This window comes from Cellulophaga sp. F20128, from assembly GCF_023015805.1.
Taxonomy (GTDB): Bacteria; Bacteroidota; Bacteroidia; order Flavobacteriales; family Flavobacteriaceae; genus Cellulophaga.
In genome coordinates this window covers 31,341-45,186 of sequence record NZ_JALKBA010000004.1, presented here as the reverse complement: position 1 = coordinate 45,186, position 13,846 = coordinate 31,341, and the positions used below count along the sequence as shown (strand labels likewise).

Below are 13,846 nucleotides of genomic sequence, written 5' to 3'. Positions count from 1 at the left end.
CAAAATTAGGGTATTATATTTATAGGGAACAAAATACATCCCAAAATTACATAAAAATACATTGGTACAACAATATTGTATCGTTAAACAAAATTAAAAATGAAAAACATAATACTTCTTATTTTGCTCTGTATTGGATGTAAAACAAACACCAAAAAGAACATTGAAACAGCCTTTGAAATAGGCATAATAGCCGATTGTCAATACTGCAATTGTGATGCTTCAAATACCCGGTTTTATACGGGATCCCTAGCAAAACTTAAAACTGCCGTTGATACATTAAACACCAAAGAATTGGCGTACACCATTCACTTAGGAGATTTTATTGACCGTGATTATGAAAGTTTTGATAGTGTACTTCCCATTTGGAATAGGCTTACCTCTAAAAAACAACAGGTTTTAGGAAATCACGACTTTAGTGTTGCCGATTCTTTAAAGAAATTGGTACCAGGAAAAATGGGGTTAAAAAGTAGGTATTATAGTTTTTTAAAAAATAACTGGCGTTTTATTGTCCTAGATGGAAATGACCTTAGTTTTTACGGTGCTATTTCGGATAAAAAAAGACAACAAACCGACTCCCTTTTTAATGAACTCAAGGATAAAAAAATTCCTAATTTACAAACTTGGAATGGCGGTATTAGTTTAGCCCAGTTAAATTGGGTAAAAGAAGAATTAGAAATAGCCGTTGTTCAAAATGAAAAGGTTGGCTTTTATTGCCACTTTCCTGCTGTAAAAGAAGGGGAAGTTCATAATCTTTGGAATTACAAACAGCTATTACAGTTAATTGATAACTACGAGCAAGTAAAATTCTACTTCAATGGTCACAACCATCATGGAGCTTATGAAGAAAAAAACGGAGTTCATCACTTAACCTTTAAAGGAATGGTAGACACAGAAAAGAGTACGGCATTTTCCACAGCGACCATTACCAAGGATTCCATTTTTATTACCGGCTATGGTCGGGAAAAATCCAGAAGGCTAAAAATTAAATAAGGGTATCTATACCAAAGAAAAATCCCATTGAAAATTAATTTTCAATGGGATTTTATCATTCTTATAAGGAAGTCTTATTTTACTTCTTCAAAATCTACATCTTCTACATCATCACCTTCTTTAGCGGTATCACCAGCTGCTGCTTCACCATTTGCAGATGGATCTGCCTGGGCTGCATCGGCTTGTGCCTTGTACATTTCTTCTGAAGCTACTTTCCAAGCTTCATTAATCTTGTCTAAAGCTGGAGTGATTACTGCTAAATCTTTAGTTTCATAAGCTTTCTTCAATTCCTCTAAAGCCTCTTCAACTGGCTTTTTCTTATCATCAGAAATCTTATCACCAAATTCTTTAAGTTGTTTTTCGGTTTGGAAAATCATTCCGTCAGCCTCATTCAACTTATCAGCAGTTTCTTTCGCTTTTTTATCAGATTCAGCATTCGCTTCTGCTTCTGCCTTCATTTTCTTGATTTCTTCTTCTGTTAATCCAGATGAAGCTTCAATTCTAATATCCTGCGATTTGTTTGTAGCCTTATCCGTTGCAGATACTTTAATAATACCATTAGCATCAATATCAAAAGTTACTTCAATTTGTGGTGTTCCTCTTTGTGCTGGTGGAATACCATCTAAATGAAAACGTCCAATATTTTTGTTATCCGCTGCCATTGGTCTTTCACCTTGTAAAACATGAATTTCCACTGATGGCTGATTGTCTGCTGCCGTTGAGAATACTTGCGATTTCTTAGTTGGAATCGTTGTATTTGATTCGATCAACTTTGTCATTACCCCACCCATAGTTTCAATACCTAAAGATAATGGCGTAACATCTAATAACAATACATCTTTTACATCACCGGTTAATACACCACCTTGAATTGCAGCACCTACAGCTACAACTTCATCAGGGTTTACACCTTTGGATGGTTTTTTACCGAAGAATTTCTCTACAGCTTCCTGTACTGCTGGTATTCTTGTAGAACCACCTACCAAAATAATCTCATCAATATCGCTCTTAGACAATCCTGCTGCTTTTAAAGCAGTCTGACATGGCTCTATTGTTCTTTTAACTAAATCGTCAATCAATTGGTTAAACTTCGCCAATGTAAGTGAACGAACCAAGTGCTTAGGACCAGAAGCCGTAGCTGTTACATATGGCAAGTTAATTTCAGTTGTTGCTGAAGAAGATAATTCTATCTTCGCTTTTTCAGCAGCTTCACGTAAACGTTGTAATGCCATAGCATCATCACGCAAATCTATACTTTCTTCACTTTTAAATTCATCAGCCAACCAATCAATGATTTTTTGATCAACATCATCACCACCTAAATGAGTATCCCCATCTGTAGCTAATACTTCAAAAACACCATCACCTAATTCTAAGATAGATACATCATGCGTACCACCACCAAAATCAAATACTACTATTTTTTGATCCGTATCTTTTTTATCCATACCGTAAGCTAAAGATGCAGCGGTAGGCTCATTTATAATACGTTCTACTGTAAGTCCTGCAATTTCACCAGCTTCTTTTGTAGCTTGTCTTTGTGCATCATTAAAGTATGCTGGAACTGTAATTACAGCTCTAGTTACATCTTGCCCAAGATAATCTTCTGCGGTTTTCTTCATTTTTTGAAGAATCATTGCAGATAGTTCTTGTGGCGAGTATAAACGACCATCTATATCAACTCTAGGTGTATCGTTATCTCCTTTTACAACCTTATAAGGTACTCTTTTAGCCTCTTTACTAGACTCCGAATACTTATTACCCATAAAACGTTTTATAGAATATATGGTTTTAGTAGGATTAGTAACGGCCTGTCTTTTTGCAGGGTCACCAACTTTAATTTCACCACCTTCTACAAATGCAATTACAGATGGCGTTGTTCTCTTACCTTCTGCGTTTGGAATTACAACCGCTTCGTTACCCTCCATTACAGAAACACAAGAGTTGGTTGTTCCTAAATCTATACCAATAATTTTACTCATATTATATTACTTAAATAAATTAACTTTTTGTTTTTTGTTTTACTGTGAAATGACAAACAATATGCCAAGGGTACAAAATATGACAAGGTGGCAGTTGATATTTCTATATTTTTCTGTAGATATCCAATAAAACTAGAAACTGACATCTAAAACTAATCCCGCAAAAAATTATAAAATACCATTCCAAAATGTATCTTTGTCTCTTTTAATATAACGTTTTCGTACATGGAATGTATTAGTATTTTTGATATGCTTAAAATTGGTGTTGGACCATCGAGCTCACACACCCTTGGCCCATGGCGAGCTGCCCAGCGTTTTTTGCTAGAATTACAACAAACACACCCAATTAGCAGTATAAAAACAATACAAACCGAGTTATATGGTTCTCTTTCGTTAACAGGGAAAGGCCACGCAACCGATGTTGCAGTAATGCTAGGTCTTTCTGGGGAAGACCCCGTTACTATGCAGGTAGAAAACATCGGTACTATTATAGATGGTATCAAACAAAATAAAACACTTTTCCTCCTAGGAAATCATGCAATACCTTATATTCCTACTGAAAATATTATTTTTTTAAAAACATCCTTACCCTTCCATGCAAACGGAATTAAATTTTCTGCCACCTTACAAGACAATACTTGTTATGAAGAAACTTTTTATTCCATTGGAGGTGGCTTTGTGGTTACAGAAGAACGTGTAAATGCAAAAGAAAATATTCAAGTATTTAAAACCTTTCCATTTCCGACAGATTCAGGCCGTATTCTATTGGAACACTGCACAACAGAAAATAAATCCATTTCTGAAATTGTCTTGGAAAATGAATTGTCTTTACGAAGTCATGAGGAAATAGACACCCAACTAAAGGCCATATGGGAAACAATGCTAGAATGTATGCATATTGGCTGTCATACCCAAGGCACATTACCAGGCGGTTTAAATGTGCATAGGCGTGCCTTTGATATTCATGAAAAATTAATTGGAGATTTTTCCTATAATTCTCCTCAAGAATGGTTGGAAACCATTCGGAAAACAGAGGTTAAATTTAGACAAATTTTAAAATGGGTAAGTTGTTTTGCCCTAAGCGTAAACGAAGTAAACGCATCATTAGGCCGTGTTGTCACCGCTCCTACCAATGGAAGTGCAGGTGTTATTCCTGCGGTACTAATGTATTATATGGTCATAGAAAATCATTCGGCTGATTTTAAAGACATAAAAAAATTCTTATTAGTAGCCGGCGAAATTGGCAGTCTCTTTAAAAAAGGGGCAACAATCTCTGCGGCAATGGGTGGTTGTCAGGCAGAAATAGGGGTGTCATCAGCTATGGCAGCAGGGGCTCTAACAGAATTACTTGGAGGCACAGCAGAACAGGTGTTGATTGCAGCTGAAATAGCTATGGAACACCATCTTGGATTAACCTGTGACCCAATAGGTGGTTTGGTACAAATACCATGTATTGAACGAAATTCATTTGGTGCCATTAAAGCTATTAGCGCGGCTGAACTAGCGCTAGATACCGATCCAAAAAATGTAAAAGTGCCTCTAGACAAAGTAATTAATACGATGTGGGAAACTGCAAAGGATATGAATTCTAAGTACAAAGAAACATCAACTGGCGGACTTGCCATTGGTGTATTCCTCAGTGATTGTTAAAAGTAGATCTATATTAAAATTACCATTATGAAAAACAGAATTAGTGCAAAATTAAAAGTAGTACCCTCCTTAAAAATAGTAAGCTCCCTATGTATTTTTTTACTTGCTATTGGAAGTTATGCACAAAATGAAAAGTCCATTCCCATTTTTAAAGATGGAGAAGCACAAATAGTAGCAGGATTTAATGATTCAGAAAAATGGATACGTCACGATCTTTTTGTAGAAACCAGCTTTGATACTGATGGTGATGGCAAATTAGACCGCGTTCATGTTGCCGTAACAAGACCAGAACAAACAAATACAGAAGGCTTAAAACTTCCTGTTATTTACGTTTCTAGCCCTTATTTTGCTGGTACAGCTGGGAATGCTGATGGGCTTTTTTGGGATGTTAAACATGAATTAGGGGCAGCAGCCCCTAGGCCACGTACGCATGTAGAAGTTGTTCGCAGAGGAGAGCGACCAATTATCTCGAACTCACATATTAAAAAATGGGTCCCAAGAGGGTATATCGTAGTGCACTCCTCCTCTCCTGGAACTGGGTTTTCTCAAGGAGCACCAACAGTTGGCGGCGCCAATGAATCCTTAGCTCCAAAAGCGGTTATCGATTGGCTTTGTGGTCGTGGTAAAGGATTTACATCTCCAACAGGCTCGGATAAAGTTGAAGCCTTTTGGTCTACTGGAAAAGTAGGGATGACAGGGACTTCATACAACGGAACCATCCCATTGGCCGCAGCGACAACAGGCGTAGAAGGCCTGGAAGCTATAATTCCTATTGCACCCAATACATCGTATTACCATTATTACCGTTCCAATGGGTTGGTAAGAAGTCCTGGCGGCTATTTGGGAGAAGATATAGATGTATTGTATGATTTTATTCATAGCGGTGACCAAAGTAAACGCGCTCATAACAATGCAGTTGTTAGAGATACAGAAATGGTGAATGGGATGGACAGATTAACCGGTGATTTCAATGAATTTTGGGCCGGTCGTGATTACCTAAACCAAATGAAACCTATGAAAGCCGCCTTGTTAATGTCGCACGGTTTTAATGATTGGAATGTAATGCCAGAACACAGTTATAGAATATATAAGGCTGCAAGTGAAAAAGGCCTACCGACACAAATTTATTACCATCAAAATGGCCATGGAGGTCCACCACCAATGACCCTAATGAACAGATGGTTTACCCATTACCTACACGGAATTGAAAATGGGGTGGAAAAGGACAAAAAAGCATGGATTGTACGAGAAGATGACGAAAGAGACAATCCTACTGCTTATGATGAATATCCCAATCCAAAAGCCCAACCGGTGGTACTACATCTGCAAAATGGAGCGCCAAATATTGGGCAATTGACAGCTAAAGAAATCAAGAACAAATCCACAGAAACACTCCAAGACGATTATAATTTTTCTGGTTCAGAATTGGCACAAGCACATAGTTCTGAACATAGGCTGTTGTATGTAACCCCAACCCTAACGAAAGATGTTCATATTTCTGGAACTGCCGAAATTACAATTAAACTAGCAAGTAGTAAACCAGCCGCCAACCTATCTGTTTGGTTGGTTTCTTTACCATGGAATACGGAGGGTGATGCCAAAATCACAGAAAACATTATCACACGCGGATGGGCCGATCCTCAAAACCATAAGTCGATAACAAAAAGTAAACCATTGAAACCTGGTAAGTTTTATGAAGTAACTTTTGAATTACAACCAGATGATCAAATAATTCCAGCCGGACAACAAATAGGTCTGTTGATTTTTTCTAGTGATAGTGAGTTCACACTATTGCCTAAACCAGGTACGGAACTAACTATAGATACCAACAAAACAAAGTTAACACTTCCTATTGTTAATGGAGAAGAAGCACTCCTTGAGGCAATAACAAAATAAAAAAAACAAGCAATGGCAGATCGCAATGAATTAACTTTTAAAAGTTTTTTACAAACCATAACCATTATACATATTGCATTTATTGGCGGTTTATTGGTATTCTCTGCCATTGCTTATTTTCAATTTACAGATTGGGTTTTTATCCTTCCTACAAATGATTTGTTTTTTATTATTACCCCAACCCTTGCATTGGCAAGTATCTACCTTGGTAATTTCCTTTTTCGGAAGAAAATAAGCGCTATTCTCGGAAAAAAATCATTGCGACAACGTTTAACAACATACCAATCTGCCATCCTAATTAAATTTGCTTTTACGGAAGGTGCAGCCTTTGTCTGTATTATGATTGCTTTGTTAAAAGGAAATTTGTTCTATTTGGGCCTTGCCCTACTTTGTATTGTATACTTTATTAGCTTAAAACCAACACAAGCTAAAATAGAACAACAACTAGCACTCAAAGGTGAGTTAAAAGAGCAAATGGATAAGGGTAATATAAACTAGCGTTTATTTAAATGCATCCAATTTTTCTTCGCGTATTAGTAAGGTATATAATTTTCCACACACCACCCTCCTTAAATAACTGGAAAGAATTAACACCACAGTGACTAAACTCGCCATTGTACCAAAACTCATAGGTTGACCATACATTTGTCGTAGGCCCATCAATTTTAATGGTGTAACTCTTAATTTTTTCTTCAAAAGAAGATGTTTGTGGAATACTGGCAATGCTTTCTAAAAAAGCACGGAATTCCTTGGTTCTAACAACCGTTTTGTTCTCTTTATCTGTGCCGATTGTTTGCAATACCATTGTGTTAGCGATGGTACTTTTAATCAGAATTGAGTCTTGTTTATGAAACCCTTCAAAAAAAGTTTCTATAGTTTTTTGTACGTCAGCAGCTTCATTTTGTGCAAAAACACCCATACAAGTCACAACTATCAATAAAAACGGATATATTTTCATTATAGTTATTTTTCATAATTAATGGAATTTCTTTTAGCGAGATAAAGATTTATACTCTTAATCTTTTTCCCTAATTTTATCGCACCAAAACAAACTAAAATGTCAGCTGCCAAAAAAGAATACAAAAGAGTAACTGTTAAGTCGCTCGTAGAAATGAAAAGAAACGGAGAGCGTATCTCTATGCTAACCGCATATGATTATTCTATGGCAAAGGTGATAGACGATGCCAATATCGATGTAATTTTGGTTGGTGATTCTGCTAGTAATGTAATGGCTGGTCATGAAACAACACTTCCTATTACCTTAGATCAAATGATATACCATGCATCTTCAGTAATTAGAGCAATCTCAAGGTCCTTAGTAGTTGTTGATATTCCTTTTGGGAGCTATCAAAGCGATCCAAAGGAGGCCTTACGTTCTGCTATACGTATAATGAAAGAAAGTGGAGCTCACGCCATTAAAGTTGAGGGAGGCTTAGAAATAAAAGATTCTGTTAAAAGAATTTTGAATGCGGGTATTCCTGTTATGGGACACTTAGGATTAACACCACAATCTATTTACAAATTTGGCACATATACAGTTAGAGCCAAAGAAGATGAAGAAGCAGAAAAATTAAAACAAGATGCTTTATTGTTACAAAAATTAGGCTGTTTTGCCATAGTCTTGGAGAAAATTCCTGCAAAATTAGCAAAGGAAGTAGCCGAAAGCTTAACGATCCCTGTAATTGGAATTGGAGCTGGCGGTGACGTAGACGGACAAGTTTTAGTAATACACGACCTGTTGGGAATGACAAAAGAATTTAATCCTCGATTTTTAAGAAGGTATATGAATCTTTATGAAGAAATGGGAAAAGCCATATCACAATATGTAACCGATGTGAAAACTAGGGATTTCCCTAATGAAGAAGAACAGTATTAGTCAATTTAGCCATATGGATTGTTCGATGAATTAGATTTATAGATATATGCATAGATACAAAGTCCTTCAAATATGGTAATTAAGTAGGGAATTTTGTGCAGACATTTAGAGAATCACCAATAGCTTTCCTGATTCGGAAAAGTATGGTTTAACAAATCAGCTAAGAAGGGCATCCGTTTCTGTTCCTTCCAATATTTCTGAAAGCTGTTCCAGAAAATCCAATAAAGATTTTGGAAGATTCTTAGAAATAGCCATTGGTTCCTTGTATGAAATTGAAACTCAAAGTTTAAATCTACATTTAAATTAATTTAGATTAGAAAAAATCCAACTATCTAACAATCAAAATATTTAATTTGTCTATTAAAGAAATTTCAACCCCAAAAAATCTTCAAGTTTTGTTTGAAGACAACCACCTAATTGCTATAAATAAACGAGTGGGTGATATTGTTCAAGGAGATAAAACAGGAGATGCCCCACTCAGCGATATTGTTAAAGCTTATATCAAAGAAAAATACAATAAACCCGGCAATGTATACTTAGGTGTTGCCCATAGATTAGATCGGCCTACAACCGGTATTGTTGTTTTTGCCAAAACCTCGAAAGCCCTACCTCGTTTAAATAAATTATTTGCGGAGAAAGACGCTAAAAAGACCTATTGGGCCATTGTAAAACAAAAACCAAAAAATACCAAAGAGACACTAACCCATTGGCTGAAGCGAAATCCCAAACAAAATAAATCTTACGCACATATCAATGAAGTCCCAGATAGCAAGCAAGCCATTCTAGAGTATACCCTCTTAAAGAAATTAGATTCTTACTTTTTGCTAGAAATTGATTTAAAAACCGGAAGACATCATCAAATTAGATCCCAATTAACGGCTATAGGGTGCCCTATAAAAGGCGATTTAAAATATGGATTTGACCGAAGTAATAAAGATGGAGGCATACACTTACATGCTCGGAAACTCTCCTTTATTCATCCAGTGAAAAAGGAGCCCTTAGAACTAATAGCTCCCCTACCTAAAGATCCTGTATGGGATGCCTGTTTGTAATTTTCACAACGTTTAGATAAAACAAATCCAAATAAAAAATCTACTAATACTTTATTCGTATTTGTTTTCTTCCAGTAGATCCTATAATTCTATGGATACCTATTACGAAACCGATAAAAAAGGACATTGAAGTAATTGCTGTACGCGTAAGTCAGTTTATGGTAACCTATTACGTAATGTTATTCCAGAAGTACATTCTTTTGCAATCACTATCAAGGACTTGAGGTATATGAGTTGCCCTAATGCCCCCATACAACCCTATTTTTCAATTCTCAATTAAATCCGAATAGATCTCCCAAGTCTAGCGACTGAGTTTCATTGCTTTTTCGCGGACGATCTCCCCTACCGGTTTACCTTGTAAATGACTTTCTAACCAGGAAATAATATCCAAATATAAAAATGCTCTTTTCTCATAAGGGTGATTTTCATATTTCTTCAGTTCTGTATGTAATTTTTTAAATTCATTATGCAGGTCCGTAGGATAAATATCTCTTAGGTTTCTTAAAAACTTAATCATTTCTTTCTGCACTTCGTGGAGGTCGTTCATCTTTATTAAGAACTTATAAGTGCTTTTAAGCTGTACCTCTAGATGGTAATCCATTCCAGCTTCATAATGAGCAACAAGACTTAGAACACGTGCAAAACACATTAGGTCTTCTCGCATTTTTAAATTCTTATTATTTATAATTTTCTTTAGGTATTGAATACAAGTTTTATTATCTCCCACACCAAAATATAAACAAGCACACTTATAATATAACAACATGATATGATGTTCGTCTATCCTATCTTTGTGTTTATTTATACCATATTCTACAATCCGAACCAAATACAATCCCTTTTTAAAAGTACCTTCTAAAAAATGTAGGTTTAGTTTGTTTGAATTTAAATAGATAAAGGCTAGAGAAGCTATATTGTCATTCTTAGGAAAGTTTTTACTCTCTATCATGTTTTCTAACTTCAGTAAGTTAGATTTAAACTGAGAGTTGTATTTTACGTAAAATAAAGATTCTAACAAATAATTATTTCCCTTTAAAAAGAAAACTGGATTCAGGTAGATCATTTCCTTATTTTCATAAAAAAGATCTACCCATTTGTTAGCATATTTATAGCATGACAAGAAATCTTGCGTTAAAAAACTGTACCACAAATAGGCTTTATACAACCACAATTTTTCTCGAAAACCTAAATCTTCAATATTGTAAATAGGCAAATGATCATTAAAGTAAGTACGCACTTTCTTTAAATCTTCATCACTGCGCACATAACCTACTTTCAGCATCATTCCGTACAATTGCAAAGACAAATTACTCAGTTTACTTGTCATTACATTATGTGCAGAAAGTTCTTTGGCCTGAATCGCCAATTCATCGGCCCTATCGGGGATACTCCGTGTAATGTATTGGGTTTCAATTATTTTTTCGAGCTCAACAATTTCATACGCTATATTCTTCTCTTCATTTTCTATAGCTAATGTTTTAACCTTGTCTAGAATTTTTAAACTTTGCTTGTACAAGCCTTTGTGGTATAAAATGGTTGCAAAATCTAGCTGTTCTCGTATTTGCACACGAATATTCTGATTTACGGGGTTTAATCGCAAACTAACCAAAATCTGTTTGTACAAATGCGCTTTTAAATTAGACAGTTGGGCTTTTTTAACAATGCCACTATCTAAAATAATTCTTTCACTATAGGTTTTTGTTTTATCTAAAAGATTGAAAAGTGCTAAAAATTTGGCATCAGTATTCACCCCCAATCGACCAACGTACAATTTAAATTGACGTTTTTCTGATTTTGAAAGTGACTTAACCAATACAAATAAGGCATCTTTATGCTGAGTTGTCATCGTAAAAAAATGAATTTAAATATTTGATTTTAAGCATTTTAACATAGTCAAAAACTGCTTAAACGTTGTAAATGCTTTTTCTTAATCCTAAGTTTAACAATAGTAGACTATATATTCGTATAGCATCCCAAAATTAGACAAATAAAATGAGTAAAGATAAAGTTCAAATTTTCGATACCACATTAAGAGATGGTGAACAGGTTCCAGGCTGTAAATTAGATGTAGAACAAAAACTAATCATAGCCGAACGCTTAGATCTTTTGGGCGTTGATGTTATTGAAGCAGGCTTCCCAATCTCTAGTCCTGGTGATTTTAATTCTGTTATGCAAATTTCAAAATTAATAAAGAACGCCACGGTTTGCGGACTAACAAGGGCAGTAAAAAAAGATATAGAAGTTGCCGCAGAAGCATTAAAATATGCAAAAAGACCTCGAATACACACGGGTATTGGTACTTCGGACTCACATATAAAGCATAAATTCAACTCTAATAGAGAACTCATTATAGAAAGAGCGGTTGCTGCTGTTACTTATGCAAAGACATTTGTAGAGGATGTGGAATTTTATGCGGAGGATGCAGGAAGAACAGATAACGAATTTTTAGCCAAAATATGCTCGGCAGTAGTAAAAGCAGGTGCAACAGTATTGAACATCCCAGATACTACGGGGTATTGCTTGCCCGATGAATACGGCGCAAAAATAAAATATTTATATGAAAATGTAAGCGGCATAGAAAAAGCCGTTTTATCTTGTCATTGCCACAATGATTTAGGGTTAGCCACAGCAAACTCTATTGCAGGTGTAATTAATGGTGCAAGACAAATTGAATGTACCATAAATGGTATTGGAGAACGCGCTGGCAACACTTCTCTAGAAGAGGTGGTGATGATATTAAGACAGCACCCTAACCTTAATTTAGATACCGATATCAATAGCAAATTATTATACGATACCAGCTTAATGGTTTCTAGTAAAATGGGAATGCCGGTACAACCAAACAAAGCTATTGTTGGCTCTAATGCTTTTGCGCATAGCTCTGGCATACACCAAGATGGTGTTATTAAAAATCGTGAGACTTACGAAATAATTGATCCTGCTGATGTAGGTGTAAATGAGTCTTCTATTGTCCTTACAGCCAGAAGCGGTAGAGCTGCATTGGCTTATAGATCAAAAAATATAGGCTATGAACTTACCAAAGTACAGCTGGATATTGTTTACAAAGAGTTTTTAAATTTTGCTGACAGGAAAAAAGAAATTGTAGATGAAGACATCCATGAAATTATCAATGTTTGCGGTATTAAAATTGAAATAACAGCATAAATGAACTTAAAAATAGCCCTTCTTGGTGGTGATGGTGTTGGACCAGAAGTTCTAGCTCAAGCTGTAAAGTGCCTTCAATCTGTAGAGGTAACTTTTAATCATCATTTTACATACACAGCTGCCATTGTTGGGGCACATGCTATTGAAAAAACCGGAGATTCATTACCAGATAGCACTTTAGCCATCTGTAAAAATTCAGATGCCATCCTTTTCGGTGCCATCGGTTCTCCAAAATATGATAACGACCCTAGTGCTAAAGTAAGACCTGAACAGGGCCTGCTTAAGCTTAGAAAAGAATTAGGGCTTTTTAGCAACATAAGACCCGTTCGCGTCTATCAAAGTTTAATAGACAGATCTCCATTAAAAAAAGAAATTATCTCTGGGGTTGATTTTATCATTTACAGAGAGTTAACAGGCGGAATTTATTTTGGAGAAAAGAAATTAAGTGAAGACGGCACAGTGGCTTCCGATCTCTGCGAATATTCTGAAAAAGAAATTAGTAGAATTACCCACTTAGCTTTTAAGGCCGCAAAAAGTAGAAGCGGGAAGCTAACGTTAATTGATAAAGCCAATGTCTTAGAGTCCTCTAGATTATGGCGAAAAGTAGTAACCCGAATTAGTGCAAGTTACCCTGAAGTTGCTTTAAATTTTCTATTTATAGATAATGCCGCTATGCAAATGATTTTAAATCCTTCTCAATTTGATGTTATCCTAACAAGCAACATGTTTGGGGATATTATTTCTGATGAAGCCAGCGTTATTGGTGGATCTATAGGGCTGCTAGCCTCTGCATCTATTGGGGCAGACAAAGCGATGTTTGAACCTATTCACGGATCTTATCCACAGGCAGCTGGTAAAAATATAGCCAACCCAATCGCATCCATATTGTCAGCCGCTATGCTTTTAGAACATTTTGGTTTAGATGAAGAGGCACAAGCCATTCATTTAGCTGTAGAAAACGCAATAAATAATAAGGTGGTAACTCCAGATTTAAATCCTAAAAGTAATTTTGGAACCAATTATGTTGGCGACTATATTGCAAATAGTATTGTAGATACCGATGAATTTTTAAATCTAAATGATGAAAATATTGGCTTAGGAAAATCTACTATTATTTAAGAGTTATGTACTTTAAACATAAATAGATATTGCCCATTTTAATTGTTTTAATTTTACGGGCTGCAAAGTAAAAGAAAGTGTTTTAAAACAGTTGCAACAAAAATTACTTCACC

General features: G+C 35.6%; 12 protein-coding genes. 9 read left to right on the top strand and 3 right to left on the bottom strand.

Features of this window, described 5'->3' with window-relative positions; genetic code table 11:
* Positions 1 to 99 precede the first annotated feature (99 nt).
* Positions 100 to 993, top strand: coding sequence for a metallophosphoesterase (locus tag MWU65_RS05515; RefSeq protein WP_247076183.1), 894 nt, complete (start codon positions 100 to 102; stop codon positions 991 to 993).
* 74 nt (positions 994 to 1,067) lie between these two features.
* On the opposite strand, the gene dnaK is transcribed toward MWU65_RS05515, so the two are convergent.
* Positions 1,068 to 2,975: a molecular chaperone DnaK gene (gene dnaK / locus MWU65_RS05510; protein ID WP_247076182.1), complete on the bottom strand. Its 1,908-nt coding sequence runs from the start codon at positions 2,973 to 2,975 to the stop codon at positions 1,068 to 1,070.
* 225 nt (positions 2,976 to 3,200) lie between these two features.
* Between dnaK and MWU65_RS05505 the strand changes: the two genes are divergently transcribed.
* From MWU65_RS05505 to MWU65_RS05495, 3 genes are read left to right on the top strand one after another with little or no spacing between them, the layout of a single operon-like run.
* Positions 3,201 to 4,625, top strand: coding sequence for an L-serine ammonia-lyase (locus MWU65_RS05505; protein ID WP_247076181.1), 1,425 nt, complete (start codon positions 3,201 to 3,203; stop codon positions 4,623 to 4,625).
* Positions 4,626 to 4,652: 27 nt separating this feature from the next.
* Positions 4,653 to 6,521 carry a Xaa-Pro dipeptidyl-peptidase gene (locus tag MWU65_RS05500; protein ID WP_247076180.1) on the top strand — a complete coding sequence of 623 codons (1,869 nt, stop codon included), beginning with the start codon at positions 4,653 to 4,655 and terminating at the stop codon, positions 6,519 to 6,521.
* A gap of 12 nt (positions 6,522 to 6,533) precedes the next feature.
* On the top strand, positions 6,534 to 7,019 hold the full coding sequence (locus MWU65_RS05495) for a hypothetical protein (RefSeq protein WP_247076179.1): 486 nt from the start codon (positions 6,534 to 6,536) through the stop codon (positions 7,017 to 7,019).
* A gap of 7 nt (positions 7,020 to 7,026) precedes the next feature.
* Here MWU65_RS05495 and MWU65_RS05490 read toward each other — a convergent pair whose 3' ends face one another.
* Positions 7,027 to 7,479, bottom strand: coding sequence for a nuclear transport factor 2 family protein (locus MWU65_RS05490; RefSeq protein ID WP_247076178.1), 453 nt, complete (start codon positions 7,477 to 7,479; stop codon positions 7,027 to 7,029).
* 99 nt (positions 7,480 to 7,578) lie between these two features.
* Here MWU65_RS05490 and panB point away from each other — a divergent pair, with 99 nt between their 5' ends.
* The 3 genes from panB (at position 7,579) to MWU65_RS05475 (ending at position 9,449) form a co-directional block, all read left to right on the top strand.
* Positions 7,579 to 8,397 (top strand): 3-methyl-2-oxobutanoate hydroxymethyltransferase, encoded by an 819-nt coding sequence (gene panB / locus MWU65_RS05485; RefSeq protein WP_247076177.1) that lies wholly within the window; start codon positions 7,579 to 7,581, stop codon positions 8,395 to 8,397.
* Between the two features lie 112 nt (positions 8,398 to 8,509).
* Positions 8,510 to 8,704: a four helix bundle protein gene (locus MWU65_RS05480; protein ID WP_247076397.1), complete on the top strand. Its 195-nt coding sequence runs from the start codon at positions 8,510 to 8,512 to the stop codon at positions 8,702 to 8,704.
* Between the two features lie 46 nt (positions 8,705 to 8,750).
* Positions 8,751 to 9,449: an RluA family pseudouridine synthase gene (locus tag MWU65_RS05475; protein ID WP_247076176.1), complete on the top strand. Its 699-nt coding sequence runs from the start codon at positions 8,751 to 8,753 to the stop codon at positions 9,447 to 9,449.
* 301 nt (positions 9,450 to 9,750) lie between these two features.
* Here the strand turns inward: MWU65_RS05475 and MWU65_RS05470 are convergent, their stop codons facing one another.
* Positions 9,751 to 11,295: a hypothetical protein gene (locus tag MWU65_RS05470; protein WP_247076175.1), complete on the bottom strand. Its 1,545-nt coding sequence runs from the start codon at positions 11,293 to 11,295 to the stop codon at positions 9,751 to 9,753.
* A 146-nt stretch (positions 11,296 to 11,441) separates the two neighbouring features.
* Here MWU65_RS05470 and MWU65_RS05465 point away from each other — a divergent pair, with 146 nt between their 5' ends.
* Together MWU65_RS05465 and leuB are read left to right on the top strand one after the other, a co-directional pair.
* On the top strand, positions 11,442 to 12,614 hold the full coding sequence (locus MWU65_RS05465; RefSeq protein WP_247076174.1) for a 2-isopropylmalate synthase: 1,173 nt from the start codon (positions 11,442 to 11,444) through the stop codon (positions 12,612 to 12,614).
* Complete coding sequence (leuB, locus tag MWU65_RS05460) at positions 12,615 to 13,733, top strand: 3-isopropylmalate dehydrogenase (RefSeq protein ID WP_247076173.1); 1,119 nt, start codon at positions 12,615 to 12,617, stop codon at positions 13,731 to 13,733. It abuts the gene before it with no gap.
* Positions 13,734 to 13,846: the final 113 nt, after the last annotated feature.